Below are 22,104 nucleotides of genomic sequence, written 5' to 3'. Positions count from 1 at the left end.
CGGGACGGAGTGCGGTCAGCGGGTGAGCGGGCGCCAGCTGAGCTCGTCGTACAGCGGGCGGCCCGACCGGGTGCGGCGTTCCTCGGTCCGCAGCACCAGCAGGCCGTCCTCCCGGCGCGCGACCCGCACCAGGTCCGTTCCGGGGTGCTCCGGGTAGAGGGAGATGTCGAGGTGGTGGGTCACGGTGTCCCCCGCCAGCTCGAACCAGCCGCCGTAGCCGACGAACCCGAGGGCGGCGGCACCGCGGGTGGCGTCGTCGACCTGCAGGAAGTCGCCGTCGGCGGGCCAGGCGCGCTCGCGCTGCATGAGCAGTGCCGTCACCCGTCCGTCGCGCTGGTAGCTGATACGGCCCACGGGATCGGGTCCGAGGACGTCGCCGATGATCTCGCCATCGACGAGCCGGACGAAGCGGACCAGGTCCCAGGTGCCGCACAGCTGCTCGGCGGAGAGCTCCACCCGTTCGCTCGTGCTCATGCGGTGGCCGGGGTCTCGGAGGCACCCGGCTCGGCGACGGGCCGCGGCTTCGGCCGCCGATCCGCGAGGCCCGTCCGTGGCAGGGCCGCCACGAGGACGGCAGCGGCCAGGCCCACGGCCGCGAAGGCCCAGAAGGCACCGGTCGCACCGGCGGCGGTGGCCATGACGAGACCGACCATGATCGGTCCGACCACGCCGCCCAGCCGGCCGAGGCCGGTGCAGAGGCCGAGGACGGTGCCGCGGGAGGCGGCCGGGTAGTAGATCCCCGCGAACCCGTAGACCGCCGTCTGCGACGACGCACAGAACCCGATCAGGAGCACCAGCGCGAAGACCACGCCCTGCGCCGGGCCCATCGTCAGCGTGGCGACGGCCAGCGCGCCCAGGACGAAGCCCGTGGAGATCACCTTGCGGGAGCCGAAGCGGTCCGCCAGTCCGGTGAGGACGACCATGCCGATCGCGCTGCCGATGTTGAACGCCAGGAGGAAGGTGAGCGCGGAGCCGAGGTCGTAGCCGGTGGACCGGAGGATCTGCGGGATCCAGGTGTTCATCCCGTAGGACACGAGCAGCCCGAAGAAGCTGATCAGAGGAAAGAGCACGGTGGCGAGGCGGAAGCCGGGCACGAACAGGCTCCGCAGCGCGGACCGGCGGTCCTGCACCGCGGGCGGAGCGGCCTGCAGGGCGACGGCCGACTCGGCGCTGCGACCCAGGTCGTACCGCTCGGCCAGCGCCTGCGCCTCCTCGTGCCGGCCGCGGGCCACGAGGAAGGCCAGCGACTCCGGCAGGTTCCGGTAGGCCACCACGAAGAGCACGACCCCGATGACCCCGGCGGCGGCGAAGAGCGAGTGCCAGCCGAACGCTGGGATCACGAAGATGGCGATCACGGAGATGAGGGCGCCACCGATCGGGAACCCGGTCTGGATCACGCCGTTGTAGTACTGACGGCGTTCGATCCGGACGTACTCCATCGTCAGCGCGATGACCGTGGGCAGGGCCCCGCCGAAGCCGAGACCGGCCAGCAGCCGGAACGCGCCGAACATCTGCAGGTTGGTCGCCACGGCACACAGGCCGGTGAAGACGCTGAAGCTCGCGACGCAGGCGAGCACGATGGGCCGGCGGCCGACGATGTCGGTGAGGTACCCGGCGAACATCGCGCCGAGCATCATCCCGAACAGCGAGAGGCTGCCGATGAACCCGGCCTCGACGGCGGTGATGCCCCATTCCTTGTTCTGGATCAGGACCGGCATGACCGCGCCGAACATCAGCAGGTCGATGCCGTCGAGCACGGTGACCGCGAGGCAGGTCAGGACGACCGCGCGGGCTCCCGCGGATCGTGCGTCGGGTCGGGACATGTGGTGGCTCCTGTAGTCGACGGTGACTGCTCGGAATTTCAGGGCGTGCGGGTGCCCCCGACGATCGTCGAGAGCACCCGCACCGGCTCCGACGACCTGTTCTGCCATGCGTGCCTGCTGCCGTTGACCACGACGAGGTCACCGGCACGCAAGCCGACCTCCCCGTCGTCGAGCTCGAGGACGACCTCGCCGGACAGCACGACGTTGACGTCGACCGAGTCGGTCGAGTGGAAGCCCGGCCGCTCCCCGGTGCTCTGCACGATGTCCGCCGGGTCCTCCCCGGTCGTCCCGGCCGGAATCGTCCAGGTGATCACCCAGACCCCGCCCGGCGGCGGGAAGGACACCTCGGTCGAGACGGTGGTCAGCGCCGGCAGCGGCGGCGCGGTGTCGTTGCGCCACAGCAGGTCCAGGTCCATCGTCCCGACGTCGGCGGTGGCCGCCTCGCCGTCGGACACCACGTAGGACTTCCCGTCCGACGTCTCGCCGGTGACGACGCGGCGCATCAGAGGGCTGCCGCGTCGGCGAGCAGCGCCGTGGAGACCACCGGGTCGCCGGGGCCGCCGGTCATGAGCGAGAGGGTCGCGCCGGGCACCTGGTTGGTGGAGGTGCCGCGGATCTGCCGCACGGCCTCGCCGACCAGGCTCATGCCGTGGATGAAGCCCTCGGCGAGGTTGCCGCCCGAGGTGTTGATCGGCAGGCCGCCGTTCGGCGCGATGAGATTGTCGAAGGTGACGAACTCCCCCGCACTCGCCGGCGTGCAGAAGCCGTGCTCGATCAGGGCGGACACACCCATCCCGGTCATGTTCTCGTAGATCTGCGCGACGTCCACGTCGCCCGGGCCGTAACCGGTGTCCGCCCACAGCCGGTCCGCCACGCCCTGGAAGCCGGCCGACCAGTAGGGGTTCCCGCTCTCCTCGCGCAGCCCCCAACCCGCGGCCGCGCCCATGGGCGCGCCGAGCAGGTAGGCGGGCTTCTGCCGCAGGTCCTTCGCCCGGTCCGCGGACACGAGGATGACCGCGGACCCGGCGTCGTTCTCCCGGGAGCAGTCGAAGAGGTGGTAGGGCTCGGAGACCCAGCGCGACTCCTCGTAGGTCTCCGCGTCCAACTCGGTGTCGCGGCCGATGGCCCGCGGGTTGCGCTTCGCGTGGTGGTACGAGGCCAGCGCCATGTCCCGCAACGTCCGCGCGGGCACGCCCTCCGCCTCGATCAGCCGCATCGACCGCAACGCGCACAGCTGGGCGGGCGAGTCCAGGCCGTTGACCAGGTGCTGGGGTGACGTGTCGTCCTGCGCGACGTCCACTCGCAGCCGGCGGCCGCGGTACTCCGACATGGCGCGGTAGACGGCGACGACGTCCGCCTGGCCGGTGACGATGGCCAACGCGGCGAGCCCGAGCGCGCCCGGGATCCCGCCGCCGTGGGTCCAGACCAGGGCGCCGAAGCGCAGCTCCTTCGTGCCGAGCGCCGGCATCATCCGCTGGCCATCGTTGCGCTCGGAGCCGTAGGAGACGAACCCGTCGATCTCCGACGGGTCGATCCCGGCATCCTCGGCGGCGGACACGATGGCCCGCAACGCCAGCTTGAGCGCGGGCTCGCCGGACGTGCCGCGCTTGTACCAGGGCGTGTCGCTCACGCCGACGACGGCGGTGGTGCCGCGCAGCATCGTGTTCACCATCAGTCCACCACGCTCCATCGCACGGCCGGATATCCCTTGCTCTTCGTCGAGGGAGGGTCGATGTGTCCGCGTACCTCGACGCCGCAGCGGACCCCGGAGTCCGGCCCCGCGAGCGCGCCGACCACCCGCGCCCCGTCGGCGCCCGGCAACTCCGCGACGACCACGACGTAGGGCACGTCCTCGGCGCGCTCCTTCGTACGGTCGAAGGCGTAGTGCGCGCGCGTCCAGGAGTAGATCCGCCCGCTCATCTCCACGGGCTCCCAGAGCTGCTCCCACGAGCCGCACTGTCCGCAGCGGAAGTGGGCGGGCCACATCCACCGCTTGCAGTCCGCGCAGCGGGGCAGCCGGAACTCGCCCTCCTCCAGGGACTCCCAGAAGCGGTCGTCCGCCCCGATACCCCCGGTGATCCGGTGGGCGTGGAACTCGTACTCCACGGATCCCTCCTCAGCCCCAGTGCCGGGGGTCGTCGAGCGCAGCTGCCATCCAGCGATGGAAGTGCTGGTTGGCGATCTCGTTGCGGCCGAAGTACAGCGGCCCGATGTCCTGGTTGGACACGGACTTCTGCAGCCCCTCGTTGACCACGAGGTCCTCGTCCCGCAGCACCGCCATCAGGATGTTCCAGTTCTTGTCCCAGCGGGCCTTCTGCTCGTCGGTCACGGCGGGCTCGCGGGTGAGGATCCGCATCTGCATCCGGGTGCCGACGGCGGTGCCGGGCGCCGGCACGAAGTTCAGCACCTCGAGGTGGTCCGGCTGGCGGAGCACGCTCATGTTCGGCATGAGGAAGTGCGCGACGGTGATGTGCCGGTCGATCTCGGCGGTCTCCGGGTCCTGGCCACGGACCTTGTCGATGCTCTTGCGCGCGGAGACCATGCGGCCGTGGCGGCCCATCGGCTGCCAGGTCTGCAGGTTGTTGTAGAAGTACGGTGCGACGGTGCCGGTGTGGGCGTAGGCGATGTGGTAGCCGTCGAGGAAGGCGTCCATCAGCACCTTCCAGTTGATGTCCACGTCGAAGTTGCCCGCCACGTAGCAGGTGTAGCGGTCCATCTCCAGCGCGGACAGCGACGCCTCGAACTCCGGGCCCAGCCACTCGCCGACGTCGATCTTCCGGTCGTCCGCGGCGGAGTCCACGACCCAGACGAAGCCGTGTCGCTCCTCGACCGGGACCTCCTTGAGCCCCAGGCAGGACTTGTCGACCGTCCCGAACGTCGGCTCGTCGGCGATCGCCCGCAGCGAGCCGTCCCCGGCGTAGGACCAGCCGTGGTAGCGGCAGGAGAAGAACCGCCGCGACCCGGAGTCCTCGTTCACCAGCCGAGCCCCGCGGTGCCGGCAGGTGTTGACGAAGCCGCGCACCTGGCCGTCGGCCTGGCGGACCAGCACCACCTCGTTGTTCGGCAGCTGGGCCACGAGGAAGTCGTTGCGGTTCGGCAGCTCGCTGCCGTGTGCGGCGATGATCGGCACGTGGCCGAACAGGTCGGCGCGCTCGCGTGCGGCGAGCGCCGGGTCCGAGTAGACCCGCGCGTCGATCTCGAGGACCTCGGGCGCGAGGTCGGTCGTGCCGTGGTCGAGGTGGTCGAAGAGGGCGCGGGCGAACCCGGCCTTCGTCTCCGCGTCGTAGGGCAGGTCGGTGTACACCATCGGGGCCCTCCTCCTGAGGGCCGCCCGCCACTGTGGATCGTGCCGTGGTGGTGGGACGGCTCCGGCTCGTCGTCGTCGACGATTGTCGGGAACGGGAAATGCGATCGGGAGAATGCGCTCGCGGCCCCGGGGAAGGGCTCGCTCGACGTTTCCCCCGGTCGATGGTGGCACCGCCGCGCACCGTTTCCGATGCGTGGTCGATGTCACCTTATTGGGTTAGGTTGAGGCGGTCAAGGTGCAGCTCACCGCTGCAGGCTCTTGATCTCGACGAACTCCTCGAGGCCGAACGCGCCACCCTCGCGGCCGTACCCGGACTGCTTGAAGCCGCCGAAGGGGGCCGAACCGTTGAACCGGCCGCCGTTGACCTCGATCTGCGTCGCCCGCAGCCGGCGCGCCACGGCCTGCGCCTTCGCCGGGTCGGTGGACCACACCGCGCCCGCGATGCCGTAGATCGTGCCGTTGGCGATCGCCACCGCCTCCTCCTCGGAGCCGAAGGGGATGATCGACAGCACCGGCCCGAAGATCTCCTCCTGGGCCACCGTCGCCGTGGGCGCGACGTCGGACAGGACCGTCGGGCGCACGTAGTAGCCGGGGCCCGTGGGCGCCTCCGACGAACCGGTGACCAGCCGCGCGCCCTCCTCGACCCCGGTGCGGATGTAGCGCAGGATCTTGTCCCGCTGCGCCGCGGTCACCATCGGGCCGAGCTTGGTGGCGTCGGCGGTCGGGTCGCCGGGCGCGTAGGCCTCGGCCGCCGCCTTCGCGAGCTCCTCGGCCGCGGCGAGCCGAGCGCGCGGGACGAGCATGCGGGTCTGCGCATTGCAGGACTGACCGCCGTTCATGTAGCAGGCCCGCACGGTGTGCGGGACGGCCTTGGCGAACTCCTCCTCGGACAGGTCGTCGAGCAGCACGGCGGCGCTCTTGCCGCCGAGCTCCACCGACACCCGCTTCACCGTGCCCGCGGCCAGCTCCAGGATCCGCTTGCCGACCGCGTTGGAGCCGGTGAAGCTGACCATGTCGACGTCCGGGTGGACGGCCAGCGCCTCGCCGACGATCGGCCCGTACCCGTTGACCAGGTTGAACACCCCGGGCGGCACGCCGATGGCCTCGATCGCCTCGGTGAGCGCCCGCGCGGTCAGCGGGGCGACCTCGCTGGCCTTGACGACGACCGTGCAGCCCGCGGCGAACGCGGCGCCGATCTTGGCGGTGATCTGGTGCAGCGGGTAGTTCCACGGCGTGATGGCGCCGACGACGCCGACCGGCTCGCGCACGATCAGCGAGTTGCGCAGCGACTCGTCCCAGGGGAAGTCCGCCGCCGCGGACGCCGCCTCCCGCAGGTCGACGATGCCGAGGCCGACCTGGGCCCAGCGCGCGGTGCGCCGCGGCGTGCCGACCTCCGCCACCACGATCTCGGTGATCTCGTCCTGGCGGCGCTCCAGCTCGTCCGCCAGCCGGGAGACGAGCTTGGCCCGCTCCCCCGGGTCCGTCGCGGCCCACCCCTCGAGGGCCCGGCGGGCCGCGGCGACCGCGAGGTCGACGTCGGCGGGCGAGCCCGCGGGCACATCGCCGATCCGCTCCTCGGTGGCCGGGTTCAGCACCTCCACCCGCTCCGTGCTCGCCGAGGCGGTCCACGCCCCGTCCACGTACAGATCGAAGGTCACGACGTGCACTCCCCCTCGTCGGGCAGGCTCCGGGAATGGCGGCAGAATCGCCGCCGGCAACAGGGCCGCGACAATTCCGCGGCAACCGATCTTTACCTTACGACTGTAGATAGAACGGTGTCAACCACGCCGATCAGGCGACTCCCCCGCTGACCGGCAGCGTGTGCCCCGTGACCATCGCGGCGGCGGGCGAGCAGAGGTACACGACGGCGGCTGCCACCTCCTCGGGCGACACCGCCCGCTCCACGAACTGCCCGCTCGACACCTGCTCGGCGACCGCCTCCGGGGTGAACCAGGCCTCGACCGTCGGAGTGCGGGTCAGGCCGGGCGCGACGGCGTTGACCCGTATCCCCTCGGCCGCGTATTGCTTGGCGGCGTACCGAGTCAGGTGCACGACCCCGGCCTTCGCTGCCGCATAGGCCGGCGAGGCGGTGGTCTGCGGACTCACCCCTGCGCTCGACGCCACGTTCACGATCGCCCCGCCGCCACGGTCGATCATGGCGGGAATCTCGTGCTTCATCCCCAGCCACGCCGAGGTCAGGGACACGCCCAGGATCCAGTTCCACTTCTCGAGCGACGTCGTGGTGACCGTGCGGCCGAGCTCGCCGCGGCCCACGTTGTTCACGGCCAGGTCGAGGCCGCCGAGCTCGCCGACCACGCGCCCCACCATGGCGGCCACCTGCCCCTCGTCGGTGGCGTCGACGGGGACGAAGATGCTGCGCGCACCCGCGGCCGCCAGCTCCTTCGCCGTGGACTCGCCGCGGTCCGCGTCGAGGTCGGCGACCGCGACCGCCGCGCCGGCATCGACCAGCGCCCGGGCCGACGCCAGTCCGATTCCGGAGGCTCCGCCGGTCACCAGCGCGATCTTCCCGTCCAGTACGCCCACGGTTCGACTCCCTCCCCCGCCGGGCCCACAGCGGCCCGGATGGGGGGCGAACGTACCTTACGCAAATAGGTGAGAGAAGGTCCGAACACGATCGCCGGTACGCCATAATCCGCACATGCCACGGCCCGCCCAGCCCCTTCTGAGCTACCCGTCGATCGTGTCGTCGGCGTTGGCGATCATCGACGAGGAGGGTCTGGAGGCGTTCAGCCTGAAGCGCCTCGCCCGCGAGATGAACGTGCAGGCGCCGTCGCTCTACTACCACTTCCCGGACAAGGCCTCGATCCTCGAGGCGGTCGCCCGGGCGATCGTGCTGGAGACGCCGCGGCCCCGGGAGCGGAACCCGGACGACTGGATCGAGTACTTCGTCACACAGAGCCTCAACTTCCGGCGGACGATCCTGCGCCACGCCAATGCCGCCCCCGTCCTGCTCCAGTTCATGCCGCGGGACGTCTTCGCGCCCGTCTACGAGATCTCCGCGGCGTTCCTCTCCGAGGTGGGAGTGCCCGACCACCTGCAGGTTCTCGTGCTCGACGGCCTGGACCGCTTCACCCTGGGCGCCGCGCTGACCGAGGCGATGAAGCGCCCGGCGACCCGCAAGGAGATCTTTCCGGACGTCGACCCCGGGGCGGAGCCGGCGCTCACCCGGGCGATCGAGGCCAACGAGCTCGACCCCGAGACCCTGTGGGCCGAGTCGATCCGGACCTTCCTGCGCGGTATCGACGACCCGCGCCTCGGCCGCCGGCCCTGACGGCGACGGGTACCCGGCAGCCCTTGACACCCCTCTACCTACCCTCGTAAGGTAAATATTCGTTCGACTCTTTTCCGAACCATTCCGTGCGATACCTCGTCAATGCAGACAGGAGTGCGGACGAATGCCCCCGCGTCTCGATTCGCTGCGCGTTCGGCGCCACTCTCTCCTGCCCACCACCGGGAGAACCGCATGATCACCGACGGCGTCCGCTGGTGGGCGCGCAACAACCCCGACCGCCTCGCGATCGTCTTCGACGGCACGGACGAGGTGGACTACGCGACCCTCGACCGCTGGACCGACAACGCCGCCCGCCGGCTCGCCGCGGCCGGCGTCGGCACCGGCGACCGGGTCGGGTTCGTCGGCGCGAACAGCCTGGAGTGGATCGCGTCGGCCATCGGCGCACTGAAGCTCGGGGCGATCGCCGTCCCGTTCAACAACCGCTTCACGGCGACGGAGTTCCGCCACCAGCTCACCGACGCCGAGCCCGTCGCCGTGGTCGCGGACGAGGCGTCCGCCGAGCGGATGGCGGAAGCGATCGGGGACGACCCGATCCGGCTGCTGCCGATGGAGTCCTTCGCCGCGCAGCGCACGGCGCCACACACTCCCGTGCCGCCGCCCGCCGTCGACCCGGACGACGTCGCGATCATCGTCTACACCAGCGGCACCACCTCGAAGCCCAAGGGCGTCACGCTCTCGCACCGCAGCTTCGTCAGCTTCCTCACCGAGTTCGCGGTGACCGAGCCGGTGATGCGGCCGGGCGGTCGGATGATCTTCGTGCTGTCGATGTCCGGCATGCCGGGCCTGCCGTGGCACGTCCTGCACCCGCTCACGCGCGGGATGACACTGTTCTACGAGCGCGGCTTCGACGCCAAGGCGATGCTGCAGCGGATCAGCGAGCGGCGCGTCGAGGTGGTGTGCGGCGTCCCGCTGCTGTTCGAGCAGATGTCCGCGCTGCCCGAGTTCGGCGAGGCCGACCTGTCCTGCATCCAGCTGGCCACTGTAGCCGGCGCGCGCGTGTCCCCGGACAACCTCAAGGTCTGGCTGGACAAGGGCGTCGTGCTCCGGCAGTCCTACGGGATGACGGAGCTGCACGGGCTGTCGTCGATGAACCCCGTCGAGGAGGCGATCGCGCACCCGGAAGCAGTGGGCCGCGGCTCGGTCTTCACCCCGCACCGGGTCGTCCGGCCGGACGGGACCGAGTGCGCGCCCGGCGAGGAGGGCGAGATCGTCGCGAAGGGCCCGTCGATCACGCCGGGGTACTGGCGCAACCCGGAGGCCACCGCGGCGGCCTGGCAGGGCGGCTGGTTCCACACCGGCGACCTCGGCGTGGCCGACGAGACCGGGCTGATCCGGATGGTCGACCGGGTCAAGGACCTGATCATCTCCGGCGGCTACAACATCGCCCCGTCCGAGATCGAGAACGTGATCGCAGGGCTGCCCGGGGTGGACGAGGTGTGCGTGATCCCCGTCGCGGACGAGCGGTTCGGGGAGACCCCGGCGGCGGTGGTGCACGGGCTCGACACACCGGACGCGGAGGCCGTCGTCGCCCACTGCACCGAGCATCTCGCCGGCTACAAGATCCCCCGGTACGTGGTGCGCTCCGCTGACCCGCTGCCGCGCATGGCGAGCGGCAAGATCGCCCGACGCGAGATCCGGGAGCTCTACGCCGACGTCCCGGCCACGCACGCCAAGGTGCGATGAGCACGGCGGCCGGATCCCCGACGTCGTTGTCGGAGATCACCCCGCAGTGGCTCACCGGGATACTCGGGCGGGCCACGCCCGGGGTCGAGGTCGCGGAGGTGACCGTCGACTCGGTCGTGTGGGGCACGGCGACCAAGGTGATGCTGAAGGTCCGCTACGCCGCGAACCCGCCGGGCGGGCCGCCGGAGGCGTTGTGTCTCAAGGGCGGGTTCGACGACGCCATGCGCGCCCTCGGCCACCGCGGCTACCGGGCGGAGGCACGCTTCTACGCCGACATTGCGCCGGCGCTCGGCGACGTCGTCCCCCGCTGCTGGGGCACCGAGGTCGACGACGAGGGCGAGCAGGGCCTCGTCGTGCTCGACGACCTCCGCGGGCCGGGGATCGAGTTCGGCCGTCCGCAGGACCGCTACACGCCCGACCAGGTTGCCGCCGCCCTCGAGCTGTTGGCCGACATGCACGGCCGCAGCTGGGACCGCACCGGCCCCGGTGCGACGCCGTGGCTGGTCGTCGGCTCGCCGCAGTACCGGACCGTCGTCACGGGCTTCTTGTCGGAGGCCCACTGGACAGCAGCGCTGGAGCGTCCGACCACGGCCTGCTTCACCCCGGCGATGCGGGACCGGCGGCGCGTCGAGCGGGCGATGCACCGGCTGTGGGAGATCGACGACGCGGGCGTCCAGTCCCTCGCGCACGGTGACCCGCACATCGGCAACACGTACCTGGTCGACGGCGCGATCCGCTTCCTCGACTGGCAGGTCGCGTGCCTCGGCCCGTGGTCGGACGACACGGCGTACTTCCTGGTGGGCGCGCTGGACGTCGAGACCCGGCGAGCGTGCGAACGCGACCTGCTGCGGACCTACCTGGCGGCGCTCGCCGCGACCGGCGCACCCGCCCCGACCTTCGACGAGGCCTGGGCGGCCTACCGCCGCCACCACCTGCACGGCCTGCTCTTCGCCGTGTGCCCGCCCGAGAAGCAGGGCGAGGACGTCTGCCGGCTGATGGGCGAGCGCTACGCCGCGGCCGTCGCCGACCACGACACCCTGGCCGCCCTCGGCCAGTGAGGAGGACCGATGAAGTCCAGAGCAGCTCTGCTCATGGAGATACCCGGTAAGTGGGAGGTCGTCGAGGTCGACGTCGACGAGCCCCGCGCGAACGAGGTCCTCGTCCGCTACGTGGCGACCGGCCTCTGCCACTCCGACGAGCACCACGCGACCGGCGACAACGCGACCCAGGTCCTGCCGTACTGCGGCGGCCACGAGGGGGCGGGGATCGTCGAGGAGGTCGGCCCGGGCGTCACCATGCTGAAGCCCGGCGACCACGTGGTCACGGCGTTCATCCCCGGCTGCGGGCGCTGCCGCTGGTGCGCGAGCGGGATGCAGAACCTCTGCGACCTGGGCGCCCTGATCCCGAAGGGCGCCATGCTCGACGGCACGTACCGGATGCACCTCGACGGCCGGGACGTCGCCCAGGCCGCGTTCGTCGGGACGTTCTCGCAGTACAGCGTGGTACCGGAGCTGTGCTGCATCCCGATCGGCAAGGACATCCCGCTGCAGACCGCGGCGCTCGTCGGCTGCGGGGTGCCCACCGGGTGGGGCTCGGCCGTCAACGCGGGCGGCGTGGAGCCCGGGCACGTGGTGATCGTGATGGGCACCGGGGGTCTGGGGATCAACGCCGTGCAGGGCGCGAAGCACGCCGGTGCGGTGCGGATCATCGCCGCCGACCCGCTGTCCTTCCGCCGGTCCCGCGCGCTCGAGTTCGGGGCCACCGACGCCGTCGGGTCGATCGAGGAGGCCGCGGATCTCGCCCGCTCGCTCACCAACGGTCAGGGCGCGGACGTCGCCGTCGTGACCACCAGTGTGCTGAAGGGCGAGCACATCGCCCAGGCCTTCGATGCCGTCCGCAAGGACGGCACGGTGGTCGCCACCGCGGTCCCCGGACAGGCGCCGAGCCCGATCCCGCTGGACCTCGCCCAGCTCTCGGCCTACCAGAAGCGGATCCAGGGCTGTCTGTACGGCGCGTGGTCCCCGACGAAGGCGGTTCCCGCCCTGCTCGACCTCTACCGCGCCGGTCATCTCAAGCTCGACGAGCTGATCAGCCGCACCTTCACCCTCGACGAGATCAACGACGGGTACGCCGCGATGTACGAGGGCAGCACCTTGCGCAGCGTCGTCGTCCACTGACCCGGGAGTCCCCTTGCGCTTCGGCCTGTTCATGCCGCCGTACCACAATCCCCGCCGCAGCCCCGCCGTCGCGATCGAGCAGGACCTGCGGCACATCGAGGCGCTCGACCGTCTCGGCTACTCGCAGGTCTGGTTCGGCGAGCACCACAGTGGCGGCTTCGAGTACATCCCCTCGCCCGAGCTGATGATCGCCGCGGCTGCCCAGCGGACCTCGCGGATCGAGCTGTGCAGCGGCGTGATCTCGCTGCCGTACCACCATCCGCTGATGGTGGCGGACCGGATCGCGTTCCTCGACCACATGACCCGGGGGCGGATCCGGATCGGGTTCGGCCCGGGCGCGCTCGTCGCGGACTCGCAGATGATGGGCATGGACTACAACCTGCTCCGGCCGCGGATGGAGGAGGCGCTCGACGCGATCATCGAGCTGCTGGGGACCCCCGGCCCGGTTCATCGCAAAACCGATTGGTTCACCCTCGACGACGCCCGCCTGCAGCTCCAGGGCTACCGGCCGGGCGGCATCCCGCTCGCCGTCGCCGCGGCCATGTCGCCGTCGGGCCCGAAGCTGGCGGGCCGGTACGGGCTGGGGCTGCTGTCGGTCGGTGGCACCTCGGCGGCCGCCGCGGAGCTGCTGGCGAAGACCTGGGGGATCACGGAGGCCGAGGCGGCTGCGCACGGGCAGACCGTGTCGCGGGACGAGTGGGCGATCGTCGGGAACGTCCACCTCGCCGAGTCGGACGAGCAGGCGCTGGAGGACACTCGGTTCGGGCTGGCGGACTTCATGGCGTACCGGCACGTCACGACCCCGATGCAGATGATCGCACCGGGCGAGGAGGTGTCCCACGAGGAGCTGGTGCGCCGAGTCAACGACTCCGGCTACGGCTGCATCGGCGGCCCGGACCGGGTCGCCGCCTACGTCCGGGGGCTCGTCGAGCTGACCGGCGGCTTCGGCACCTTCCTGCTCACCGCCCACGACTGGGCGGACACCGCCGCGACGACCCGGCAGTACGAGCTGTTCGCCGACGAGATCATGCCCCGCCTCACCGGCACCACCGACTCCCTGAGCCGCTCCTACGCGTGGACCGCGGAGCGCAAGGACGGCTTCAGCGAGCGCTTTCACGCCGGCATCCGCAAGGCCCGGGCGGACTATGCCGCCGGGCGAGGCGGCTCAGCCGGCTGAGCCGGACGCTCCCCACCACAGAAAGGCGACGCCAGTGCCCACCCGTCTCGAGGACGTCCCACCCGAGCTGATCACCGACTTCGACATCACCGACCCGGCGCTCGCCGATCCCCACGACGCGCTCGCCGTGCTGCAGGAGAAGACGCCGGTCGCCTGGTCCCCGCTGCACGGCGGGCACTGGGTCGTCACCCGCTACGACGACGTCCACACGGTGGTCCGCGACTGGGAGACCTTCTCCAACACGCAGAACCAGGTACCCGTGGTCGCGCCGGTCCCGTCGATCCCCCTGCAGGTCGACCCGCCCGAGCACAAGCTGTACCGGCAGATCCTCAACCCTCTCTTCAATCCGGGCCGGATGCGCGCGCTGGAGGAGGCGATCCGACAGACCACCACCTCGCTGATCGACGGCTTCGCCGGGCGCGGGCGCTGCGACGTCGTGCAGGAGCTGGCGCACCCGCTGACGATGGCCACGTTCGTCTCCCTGATGGGCTGGCCGCTCGACGACGGCGAGCGCTTCACCGAGTGGACCGAGGCGATCCTCGTCGGGAAGCCCGGTGCCCCGCCGGAGGAGGACGCGGCGTTCCGCCAGAAGGCCAACGAGGAGGTCTTCGCCTACTTCACCGGCGTGATCGCCGACCGCCGCGGCGGCGACGGCCAGGACCCGACCTCGCAGATCGTGAACGCGGAGTTCGAGGGCCGCGCGCTGACGGACGACGAGCTGCTCCGGATGTTCTGGCTGCTGATGCTCGGCGGGCTGCACACCGTCCGCGGCGTGCTGGGTCTCGGGCTCATCCATCTCGTCCGGAACCCGCGGGAGCGGCAGCGCCTGCTCGACGATCCGTCGTTGCTGGGCGGCGCCGTCGAGGAGCTGCTCCGGATGGAGGCGCCCGTGGCCGGCGGCCGGGTCGTCACTCGCGGGACGACGCTGCAGGGGGTGACCCTGCGACCCGGCGACATGGTCCTGGTGATGCTCTCGGCGGCGAACCGCGACCCGCGGGAGTTCCCCGCACCCGATGAGCTGCGCATCGACCGGACCCCGAATCGGCACCTCGCGTTCAGCGGCGGCCCGCACCGCTGTGTGGGCTCGCACCTCGCCCGGATCGAGCTGTCGGTCGCCCTCGCGGAGATCCTCCGCCGGATCCCGGACTTCGAGCTGGACCCCGACCACACTCCCGAGCTGCACCACAGCCAGGTTCGCGGGATCAACTCGCTCCGCATCCGCTTCACCCCGGAGACAGCCTGACCCGGATCCGGATCGTAGGGTTTCGCTGTGCAGCAGGACCTTCTCGGCGGCGTGCGGGGTGACCGGCGCTGGCGCACCTTCGGCGAGCTGCTGGCCGACGCGGCGGCCCGGTTCGGTGACCGTCCCGCGGTCGTCGATGGCGACCGGACGCTGAGCTACCGCGAACTCGGCGACGAGGTCCGCCGGACGGCCGGGGCGATGCTGGCCCACGGCGTCGGGATCGGCGACCGCGTCGCGGTCTGGGCGCCGAACTCCTGGCGGTGGATCGTGGCTGCCCTCGGCGCCCAGAGCGTCGGGGCTGCCCTGGTCCCGCTCAACACCCGGTACAAGGGGCCGGAGGTGGCCCACATCCTGCATCGGGCGCGCCCGCGCGTGCTCGTCGTCGCGGACGGGTTCCTCGGCAACGACCACCTCGGCATGCTCGCCGCCGAGGACGTGTCGGTCCCCTGCACCGTCCGCCTCGGCGGCGCCCGCGACGGGGCTCTCGGGTGGGACGGGTTCCTGGCCGAGTCGGTGACGCCGGACGAGGTGATGACCCAGGTCGACGGCGACTGCATCTCGGACGTCCTTTTCACCTCCGGCACCACCGGCCGTCCCAAGGGCGTGCTCACCACGCACGCCCAGAACCTGCGCGGCTACTTCGACTTCTCCCGCCTCGCCGGGTTCCGGGACGGCGACCGCTACGCCATCGTCAGTCCCTTCTTCCACGCGTTCGGCTACAAGGCGGGGTGGCTGTCGGCCCTGATGCACGGCATGACGATCTATCCGCACGCCGTGCTCGACGCCGAGGTGCTGCTCGACCAGATCGACCGCGAGCGCATCGAGGTGCTGCCGGGCCCCCCGACGCTGTACGCGACCCTGCTCGCCGATCCCCGTCTTCGGGAACGGGACCTGTCGTCCTTGCGGCTCGCGATCACCGGGGCCGCCTCCGTCCCCGCGGTGCTCATCCGCCGGGTGCTCGCGGAGCTCGGGTTCGAGCGGGTGACCACCTGCTACGGCATGACCGAGGGCTGCGCCCTGGCCACGATCTCGCGGCCTGACGATCCGGTGGAGGTCCTGACCCGGGCCTCCGGGCGCGCCCTGCCCGGCATCGAGGTTGCCGTCGTCGACGACGACGGGAACCCGGTCCCGCACGGCGGGCTCGGCGAAGTCCGGGTGCGCGGCTACAACGTGATGCAGGGCTACCTCGACGCCACCGCCGAGACCGCGCTGAAGGTCGACGTCGAGGGCTGGCTGCACACCGGCGACATCGGGCGCATGGACGACGACGGCAACCTGTCGGTCACCGACAGGAAGGGCGACATGTTCGTCGTCGGCGGGTTCAACGCTTACCCCGCCGAGATCGAGGCGACCCTCGCCGAGCACCCCGGCGTCCGCGAGGTCGCCGTGATCGGCACGCCGGACGAACGCCTGGGCGAGGTCGGCGCCGCCTTCGTGATCCCCTCGGCCGCCGGCGCCCCGAGCGAGGACGAGCTGATCACCTGGGCCCGGGAGCGGCTGGCGAACTTCAAGGTGCCGCGGCGGGTGGTGGTCGTCGACCGGCTTCCCCGCAACGCCACCGGAAAGGTGCTGAAGAACGAGCTGCGGACGATGATCGCGACCGGAGCCTGAGCTCCGGCTCAGTCCCCCAGGTCCGCCGCCAGCTCGCGGTGCAGGTGCTGGCAGGACTGCTCGTTGCGGCCGTAGAGGAAGGTGCCGTGCGGGTGGGCCTTGGCGTTCTGCTGGATGGTCAGCTCCATCGGCCAGTCCTCCTTGACGGCGGCCTCCTCGAGGATCTCCCAGCTCCGCATGAGCCGGCGCTCGATGCGCTCGTCGCGCTTCTCGGGGCGGACGAGGAACCGGATGTTCGTGGTCGAGCGGCCCGCGGTCTCGGTGTCGGGCCAGACCGTCCAGAACTCCACGTGGTCCGGGGTGGAGATCACCATCGAGTTCGGGTACAGGAACAGGTTGCTGCCCATGTACCGGAAGCTCGCGTCGGTCGGCTCGCCGGCGCGGGCGGCGTCGCCCATCCGCGTGCGCGGGCTGAAGGACTGCCCGTGCCGCCCGTACTGCCGCCACACGCTGGTGTTCGTCTCGATCAGTTTCCCGACGCCCGTGGGGTGGAGGAACTTCGGGTGCAGCACGTCGATGGCACCGTCCAGGACGATCTTCCAGTTGATGTCCAGGGTGAAGGACCTGTCGAGGAAGATCTCCGCGCCGTCGAGCCCGAAGGGCGCGAGCTGGGTGTCGACGTCGGGGCCGAGCCAGGTGTCGATGTCCCAGTCGGCGGTGCCCGACAGGTCCGCGAACAGGAACCCGTGCCGCTCCTCGACCCGGACCGTGTGCAGGCTGCGCCGCTCCCGGTCGACGTGGGTGTAGAAGTCGTCGTACGGGACGCCGCGAAGGCCACCGTCCTCGCGGTTGTAGCTCCAGCCGTGGTAGTGGCAGGTGAAGTAACGCTGCTTGCCGCAGGCCTTGTCCTCGACGCGACCACCGCGGTGCCGGCAGATGTTGTGATAGCCGGCCACCGTGCCGTCCGACCTCCGGACGACGATCAGCGGCAGGCCCAGCACCTCGCGGGTGACGAAGCTGCCGCGCTCGGCGATCTCCGACCCGTGCCCGATGATCACCGGCAGCCGGGTCATCAGCTCGCGCTCCTTCGCGGCGCGCTCGTCGCTGACGAAGTGGGCGATCGGCACGCGGAAGTCGGTGGCCGCCATCTCCGTGGTGCCCGCCTTGAGGTGCTCGGTGAGCAGGTCGGCCACATCGCTGTTCAACAGGGTCATGTCCGGTTCCCCCGGGTGGTGGTGAGGGGCACCGCGCCGGGCGGCACCTCGGGATAGGCCGCGCGGATCTCGCGCTTGAGGATCTTGCCGCCGAGCGTGCGCGGCAGCGGGGCACCCGTGCCGACGATCCATTTCGGACGGCGGTAGTCGGCGAGGACCGTGCCGACGTGCGCGCGCAGCTCGTCGACGTCCACCCGGTCCAGGTCCGGCACGACGAGCATCGGCACCTCGCCCCAGCGCTCGTGCGGGACGCCGACGACCGCGCACTCCTCCAGCCCGGGCCGCCCGGCCAGCACGGTCTCGATCTCCGCCGGGTACACGTTGAGCCCACCGGAGATCAGCATGTCCTTCGCCCGGTCGACCAGCGTGAGGAAGCCGTGCTCGTCGAGCCGGCCGATGTCGCCGGTGTGCAACCAGCCGCCGGCGAGAGTCTCGGCGGTGGCCTCCGGGCGCTTCCAGTACCCGGTCATCACCGACGGTCCGCGGAGCAGGATCTGACCGGGCTCGCCGACCGGGACGTCCCGGTCGGCGGAGTCGACGACCCGGATCTCGTGGTGCATGATCACGCGCCCGACCGAGCCGACGTGGTCCGCGGCCTCGTCCTCGTAGAGCAGGGTGGCGTAGCCGCCGGCGAACTCGGTCTGCCCGTAGCCCTGCCGCATGCCGACGCCCAGTCGCTGCCAGGCGCGGATCACCTCGATCGCCATCGGCGCGCCCGCGCCGACGCCGGCGCGCAGCGCGGAGAGGTCGGCGTCCTTCAACGAAGGCAGCGCGAGCACGCCCTCCCACACCACCGGCACGGCCGAGCACACGGTGATCCGCTCGCGTTGGAGCAGCTCCAGGATCTGCGGCGGGTCGAAGGTGCCCTGCACGATCGCGGGCGCGCCGGTGGTCACCGACTCGCGCAGGTAGCTCGACGAGCCGCCGGTGAACGCCATCGGCACGATGATGAGGACCCGGTCCTTCCAGGTCAGCGCGTCGGCGACGGCCCGGGCGTTCCCGTTGGCGATGATCGCGCGGTGCGGCAGCATCGCGCCCTTGGGGACGCCGGTGGTGCCGGAGGTGTAGGCGAGCAGCGCCGTCTCCTCCGGGTCCGGACGACGGGCCGGCGGCCGCTCGCCGGCCAGGCGCAGGTCGTCGAGCGGGGTGCAGCCCTCCACCGGCTCCGTGGTGAGCACGGTGAGCCCGGGCACTGCCGCTCGGGCGTCGGCGAGCATCGGGACCAGCGCGGGCTCGGTGACGACCATCCGGGTGCCCGCGTCCACGACCGGGTGCACCATCTCGGCCGGCGTGAACCGGATGTTCAGCAGCTCGACGGCCGCGCCGACGCGGAACGCGGCGTGCATCGCCTCCACGAACTGGACCCTGTTGGTCATCAGGACCCCGAGCACGTCCCCGGGGCGCAGCCCGGCTCGGTACAGACCGGCGGCCAGCTCGTCCGTCGCGCGATCGAGCTCGGACCAGGTGTACTCGCGCTCGGCGAAGCGAACGGCGAGGTGATCCGGGAGCCGCCGCGCCCAGAAGCGCAGCAGCTCGGAGAAGTGGCCGCTCACGACAGCTCCCCGAGGACCTCGTCGGTGTGCTGCCCCAGCTCCGGCGCCAGGTCCGGGGCGAACTCCTCCCCCACGACGCGCACCGGGCTGGCGGCGAACCTGAGTCGTCCGTGGGGCCCGTCCTTCTCGTACGTCGTGGCGCGCGCGGTGAAATGGCGGTCCTCGAGGAGCTCCTCGACGGTGTTGACCGGCCCGCCGGCGACGTCGTGGGCGAGGAAGAGGTCGACCCAGTCCTGCTTGGTGCGGGTGCGGAACAGGGCGTCGAGCTCGCGCCACACGTGCAGAGCGCGCTCCTCGCTCCCCTCGTCCACCGTCGACAGGTCGATCTCCAGCAGGTCCGGCCGGCCCACGGCCGTGCAGAACGCGCGCCAGAACTTCGGGTAGTGCGAGCCGAGGACGATCGCGCCGCCGTCCTTCGTGGCGTAGGCGTCGAGCAGGGGCCAGTCCGGAAGCCTGCCGTCCGGCAGCCAGCCGGGGCGCGCCACCGTGCGGTCGGCGTTCAGGGCGGCGTCGATCCTGTCCGGCATCCACGCCGTGGCCACGTCGACGCTGCTGATCTGCAGCCGCGCGCCGCGGCCGGTCTCGCGGGCCCGCAGCACCGCGGCCAGGATCGCCATCGCCCCGTACGCGCCGATGGCGTACATCGCTTGCGGGACCTCGGCCGAGCCGCCCGTCACCCCGGGCGGCGACGGGCGGTCGGTGTCGACCGTGCGCATGCCCGCGTAGGCGTCGAACCACATGCCGCCGGTCGCGAGGTCCCGGTACGGGCCCTCGGCGCCGGTGCCGGACACCTCGCAGAGCACGGTCTGCGGGCGGACCTCGCGCAGCGCGTCCCAGCCGAGGCCGAGCCGCTCCAGGTACCCGTGGCGGGTGCCCTCGACGACCGCGTCGGCGGTGGCGGCGAGGCGCAGGAACGCCTGCCGCCCCTCCTCGGCGCGCAGGTCCAGGGCGACGCTGCGCTTCCCGCGGTTCCACCGCAGGTGCATGAAGCCGGGACCGTCCGGGGAGCCGACGGCGCGGGCCCCGTTGTGCCGCACGCCCTCGCCCGCGCCCGTCTCCACCTTGACCACGTCCGCGCCGAGGTCGGCGAGGTGACCGCCGACGGACGACGGCGCGAGCTGGGCGACCTCGAGGATCCGCACGCCCGCCAGCAGGGAGTAACCGCTCACGTCCTCGACCCCATCGTCGACGCCTCCAGATCCGGGATGCCTCGACGGTGTCACATGAGACATTATCCGTCAAGCGTCTCATGTCGCAGGCCTGGCCTAGACTCCCGACCATGGCGACCCCACGCGCGAGCACGGTCGAGGAGCCGGCCGGCATGCAGGCGCAGCTGCTCGAGGCCGCAGAGGAGTGCTTCGAGCGCTTCGGGATCGCGAAGACGACGATGGAGGACGTCGCGAAGGCGGGCGGCGTCTCGCGGGCCACGGTGTACCGGTACTTCGCCGACCGGGAGGCGCTGGTCCTGGCGTCGATCACCCGGCGGGCGCGCCTGAACATCCCGCGCGCGCAGGCCCACATCGAGCGCTGTCCGAGCTTCGCGGAGAAGCTGGTGGAGGGCCTGATCTACAACGTCGACCGCGGCCACAAGGACCCGGTGGTGCAGCTGCTCGTCACCGGCGACCAGCCGGGTCTCGCCGCGCGGATCCTCGGTGGGGAGGGCGTGTCCCACCAGCTGACCTACGAGCTGTGGGAACCGATCCTGCAGGCGGCGCAGCAGAACGGCGAGATGCGGGCCGAGCTGAACCTGCACGAGGCCGCCCGGTGGCTGGCCCGCATCACCACGATGATGGTGTCGCAGGAGGAGGGCATGCGCCTCGCACCGGACGAGCTCCGGCGCGAGTTGCGCACGTTCCTGGTGCCCGCGTTCCTCGCGTGACGATCAGGCGAGCAGCTTGCGCAGCTCGCGGTGGAAGATCTGGTTCACGACCTCGTTGCGGCCCAGCACCATCCCGCCCGCGTTCGCGCTGACGAGCCCGGTCTGGGCGGCCCGCAGCAGGGGGAAGTCCTCCTGGTGCAGCACGGCGAGCAGGATCTTCCAGTTCTTGTCCCAGACCTCGTCCCACTTCTCCTTCGTCATGCCGCTGGCCTCGAGGCTGGGCACCAGCAGCCGCATCTCCATGCGGCAGCGCCCCGGGTCGGTGGGGTGCGGACGGAAGGTGAGCAGCTCGAAGTGGTCGTCGGGCTGGCGCAGCAGGGTGCTGTTGGGCAGCAGGAAGTGCCCGTCGATGACGTAGCGGCCGAGGTCGCGGTCGCCGGGATCCTCCTCCAGCCAGCGGTCGATCTTCTTGCGGGGCGAGAGCATGCGCGCGTGGCGGCCGAAGTCCTCGACGACCTGCACGTTCGTGTGCACGTGCTTGCCCGCGGTGTTCGGGTGCGCGTACTGGATGTGGTAGTTGTCCGTGAACGCGTCCTGCATGAGCTTCCAGTTGGCGGGCTCGTCGAAGCCCTCGGACCGGACGGCCAGCAGGTCCTGCAGCCGGTAGCCGGCCAGGATGTCGTCGACCTCCGGACCCAGCCAGGAGGCGACGTCGATCTCCGCGCCGGCGTCGTCGACCATCCAGATCAGACCGTGCCGCTCCTCGGTCGGGAGCTCGATCAGCCCGAACTGCGCCCGGTCGATCTCACCGAACGTGTTGTCCCGCGTGATCGCCCGCAACGACCCGTCCGTGTCGTAGGACCAGCGGTGGTAGCCGCACGAGAACAGCCGGCAACGACCCTTCTCCTGCTCCTCCAGCAACGCCCCCCGATGCCGGCAGAGGTTCACGAACGACTTCACCGAGCCGTCCTTCTGCCGCACGACGATCACCTTGTTGCGCGGCATCTGCAGCGTGAGGAAGTCGCCCGGCTTCGGCAGCTCGGTCGCGTGCGCCACGATCGACGGCACGCGACCGAAGACGAGGTCGCGCTCCCGCTGGGCGATTCCCGGATCGCGGTACTGCTCCGGGCCGAACGGGACGACCGAGTCGAACTCCTCGGTGGTGTCGTTGCGCAGGTGGTCCAGCGCCCGCCGGATCCGGTCCCCTCGAGGCGCAGCTGTCATGGCGACCCCCTCGTCGACGT

General features: G+C 71.4%; 20 protein-coding genes. 8 read left to right on the top strand and 12 right to left on the bottom strand.

Going from position 1 to position 22,104, the window contains the following annotated elements:
- Positions 1 to 15 precede the first annotated feature (15 nt).
- The 8 genes from LWC33_RS05215 to LWC33_RS05180 form a co-directional block, all read right to left on the bottom strand.
- Complete coding sequence (locus tag LWC33_RS05215) at positions 16 to 474, bottom strand: lipocalin-like domain-containing protein (protein ID WP_233303063.1); 459 nt, start codon at positions 472 to 474, stop codon at positions 16 to 18.
- Entirely contained in the window at positions 471 to 1,823 is a 1,353-nt protein-coding gene (locus tag LWC33_RS05210) for an MFS transporter (protein WP_233303062.1), read from the bottom strand. The genes LWC33_RS05215 and LWC33_RS05210 overlap by 4 nt, the downstream gene beginning before the upstream one ends.
- Before the next feature lie 38 nt (positions 1,824 to 1,861).
- Positions 1,862 to 2,326, bottom strand: coding sequence for a cupin domain-containing protein (locus tag LWC33_RS05205; RefSeq protein ID WP_233303061.1), 465 nt, complete (start codon positions 2,324 to 2,326; stop codon positions 1,862 to 1,864).
- Positions 2,326 to 3,495 carry a thiolase C-terminal domain-containing protein gene (locus LWC33_RS05200; protein ID WP_233303060.1) on the bottom strand — a complete coding sequence of 390 codons (1,170 nt, stop codon included), beginning with the start codon at positions 3,493 to 3,495 and terminating at the stop codon, positions 2,326 to 2,328. The genes LWC33_RS05205 and LWC33_RS05200 overlap by 1 nt, the downstream gene beginning before the upstream one ends.
- A complete protein-coding gene (locus LWC33_RS05195; RefSeq protein ID WP_233303059.1) occupies positions 3,495 to 3,929 on the bottom strand; it encodes a Zn-ribbon domain-containing OB-fold protein in 435 nt (144 codons plus the stop codon). The genes LWC33_RS05200 and LWC33_RS05195 overlap by 1 nt, the downstream gene beginning before the upstream one ends.
- Before the next feature lie 10 nt (positions 3,930 to 3,939).
- On the bottom strand, positions 3,940 to 5,130 hold the full coding sequence (locus tag LWC33_RS05190) for an aromatic ring-hydroxylating oxygenase subunit alpha (protein WP_233303058.1): 1,191 nt from the start codon (positions 5,128 to 5,130) through the stop codon (positions 3,940 to 3,942).
- Positions 5,131 to 5,372: 242 nt separating this feature from the next.
- Positions 5,373 to 6,788, bottom strand: a complete 1,416-nt coding sequence (locus tag LWC33_RS05185) for an aldehyde dehydrogenase family protein (RefSeq protein WP_233303057.1) — start codon at positions 6,786 to 6,788, stop codon at positions 5,373 to 5,375.
- Between the two features lie 133 nt (positions 6,789 to 6,921).
- Positions 6,922 to 7,674, bottom strand: a complete 753-nt coding sequence (locus tag LWC33_RS05180; protein ID WP_233303056.1) for an SDR family NAD(P)-dependent oxidoreductase — start codon at positions 7,672 to 7,674, stop codon at positions 6,922 to 6,924.
- Positions 7,675 to 7,789: 115 nt separating this feature from the next.
- Between LWC33_RS05180 and LWC33_RS05175 the strand changes: the two genes are divergently transcribed.
- The 7 genes from LWC33_RS05175 to LWC33_RS05145 all read left to right on the top strand — a co-directional run bounded on the left by LWC33_RS05175 (position 7,790) and on the right by LWC33_RS05145 (position 16,334).
- On the top strand, positions 7,790 to 8,422 hold the full coding sequence (locus tag LWC33_RS05175) for a TetR family transcriptional regulator (protein ID WP_233303055.1): 633 nt from the start codon (positions 7,790 to 7,792) through the stop codon (positions 8,420 to 8,422).
- 192 nt (positions 8,423 to 8,614) lie between these two features.
- Positions 8,615 to 10,126, top strand: coding sequence for a class I adenylate-forming enzyme family protein (locus tag LWC33_RS05170; protein WP_233303054.1), 1,512 nt, complete (start codon positions 8,615 to 8,617; stop codon positions 10,124 to 10,126).
- Positions 10,123 to 11,184 (top strand): protein kinase family protein, encoded by a 1,062-nt coding sequence (locus tag LWC33_RS05165; protein ID WP_233303053.1) that lies wholly within the window; start codon positions 10,123 to 10,125, stop codon positions 11,182 to 11,184. Before LWC33_RS05170 ends, LWC33_RS05165 begins: the two co-directional genes overlap by 4 nt.
- A gap of 9 nt (positions 11,185 to 11,193) precedes the next feature.
- Positions 11,194 to 12,303 (top strand): NDMA-dependent alcohol dehydrogenase, encoded by a 1,110-nt coding sequence (locus LWC33_RS05160; RefSeq protein ID WP_233303052.1) that lies wholly within the window; start codon positions 11,194 to 11,196, stop codon positions 12,301 to 12,303.
- Between the two features lie 13 nt (positions 12,304 to 12,316).
- Positions 12,317 to 13,480 carry an LLM class flavin-dependent oxidoreductase gene (locus tag LWC33_RS05155; protein ID WP_233303051.1) on the top strand — a complete coding sequence of 388 codons (1,164 nt, stop codon included), beginning with the start codon at positions 12,317 to 12,319 and terminating at the stop codon, positions 13,478 to 13,480.
- A 34-nt stretch (positions 13,481 to 13,514) separates the two neighbouring features.
- A complete protein-coding gene (locus tag LWC33_RS05150) occupies positions 13,515 to 14,723 on the top strand; it encodes a cytochrome P450 (protein WP_233303050.1) in 1,209 nt (402 codons plus the stop codon).
- Between the two features lie 27 nt (positions 14,724 to 14,750).
- Positions 14,751 to 16,334 carry a FadD3 family acyl-CoA ligase gene (locus LWC33_RS05145; protein ID WP_233303049.1) on the top strand — a complete coding sequence of 528 codons (1,584 nt, stop codon included), beginning with the start codon at positions 14,751 to 14,753 and terminating at the stop codon, positions 16,332 to 16,334.
- 8 nt (positions 16,335 to 16,342) lie between these two features.
- Here the strand turns inward: LWC33_RS05145 and LWC33_RS05140 are convergent, their stop codons facing one another.
- From LWC33_RS05140 to LWC33_RS05130, 3 genes are read right to left on the bottom strand one after another with little or no spacing between them, the layout of a single operon-like run.
- Positions 16,343 to 17,488: an aromatic ring-hydroxylating oxygenase subunit alpha gene (locus tag LWC33_RS05140; RefSeq protein ID WP_233303048.1), complete on the bottom strand. Its 1,146-nt coding sequence runs from the start codon at positions 17,486 to 17,488 to the stop codon at positions 16,343 to 16,345.
- A complete protein-coding gene (locus LWC33_RS05135; RefSeq protein ID WP_233303047.1) occupies positions 17,485 to 19,041 on the bottom strand; it encodes a class I adenylate-forming enzyme family protein in 1,557 nt (518 codons plus the stop codon). The genes LWC33_RS05140 and LWC33_RS05135 overlap by 4 nt, the downstream gene beginning before the upstream one ends.
- Complete coding sequence (locus LWC33_RS05130; RefSeq protein ID WP_233303046.1) at positions 19,038 to 20,210, bottom strand: CaiB/BaiF CoA transferase family protein; 1,173 nt, start codon at positions 20,208 to 20,210, stop codon at positions 19,038 to 19,040. The genes LWC33_RS05135 and LWC33_RS05130 overlap by 4 nt, the downstream gene beginning before the upstream one ends.
- 110 nt (positions 20,211 to 20,320) lie before the next feature.
- Between LWC33_RS05130 and LWC33_RS05125 the strand changes: the two genes are divergently transcribed.
- The gene (locus tag LWC33_RS05125; RefSeq protein WP_233303045.1) at positions 20,321 to 20,920 is read left to right on the top strand and encodes a TetR/AcrR family transcriptional regulator; all 600 of its coding nucleotides are present in this window, start codon (positions 20,321 to 20,323) and stop codon (positions 20,918 to 20,920) included.
- Positions 20,921 to 20,923: 3 nt separating this feature from the next.
- Here the strand turns inward: LWC33_RS05125 and LWC33_RS05120 are convergent, their stop codons facing one another.
- Positions 20,924 to 22,084: an aromatic ring-hydroxylating oxygenase subunit alpha gene (locus LWC33_RS05120; RefSeq protein WP_233303044.1), complete on the bottom strand. Its 1,161-nt coding sequence runs from the start codon at positions 22,082 to 22,084 to the stop codon at positions 20,924 to 20,926.
- Between the last annotated feature and the right edge of the window lie 20 nt (positions 22,085 to 22,104).

Origin of the sequence: Pseudonocardia terrae, from assembly GCF_021343995.1 — a bacterium.
GTDB lineage: Bacteria > Actinomycetota > Actinomycetes > Mycobacteriales > Pseudonocardiaceae > Pseudonocardia > Pseudonocardia terrae.
The sequence above is the reverse complement of the archived record's forward strand: the minus strand, read 5'-3'. Positions and strand labels throughout refer to the sequence as shown.

Bases quoted from the DNA above. Each gene is read 5' to 3' on its own strand.
- LWC33_RS05205 (WP_233303061.1), bottom strand. From the start codon at position 2,326: ATGCGCCGCGTCGTCACCGGCGAGACGTCGGACGGGAAGTCCTACGTG.
- LWC33_RS05140 (WP_233303048.1), bottom strand. From the start codon at position 17,488: ATGACCCTGTTGAACAGCGATGTGGCCGACCTGCTCACCGAGCACCTC.
- LWC33_RS05210 (WP_233303062.1), bottom strand. From the start codon at position 1,823: ATGTCCCGACCCGACGCACGATCCGCGGGAGCCCGCGCGGTCGTCCTG.
- LWC33_RS05125 (WP_233303045.1), top strand. From the start codon at position 20,321: ATGGCGACCCCACGCGCGAGCACGGTCGAGGAGCCGGCCGGCATGCAG.
- LWC33_RS05170 (WP_233303054.1), top strand. From the start codon at position 8,615: ATGATCACCGACGGCGTCCGCTGGTGGGCGCGCAACAACCCCGACCGC.
- LWC33_RS05165 (WP_233303053.1), top strand. From the start codon at position 10,123: ATGAGCACGGCGGCCGGATCCCCGACGTCGTTGTCGGAGATCACCCCG.
- LWC33_RS05175 (WP_233303055.1), top strand. From the start codon at position 7,790: ATGCCACGGCCCGCCCAGCCCCTTCTGAGCTACCCGTCGATCGTGTCG.
- LWC33_RS05200 (WP_233303060.1), bottom strand. From the start codon at position 3,495: ATGGTGAACACGATGCTGCGCGGCACCACCGCCGTCGTCGGCGTGAGC.
- LWC33_RS05160 (WP_233303052.1), top strand. From the start codon at position 11,194: ATGAAGTCCAGAGCAGCTCTGCTCATGGAGATACCCGGTAAGTGGGAG.
- LWC33_RS05190 (WP_233303058.1), bottom strand. From the start codon at position 5,130: ATGGTGTACACCGACCTGCCCTACGACGCGGAGACGAAGGCCGGGTTC.
- LWC33_RS05120 (WP_233303044.1), bottom strand. From the start codon at position 22,084: ATGACAGCTGCGCCTCGAGGGGACCGGATCCGGCGGGCGCTGGACCAC.
- LWC33_RS05215 (WP_233303063.1), bottom strand. From the start codon at position 474: ATGAGCACGAGCGAACGGGTGGAGCTCTCCGCCGAGCAGCTGTGCGGC.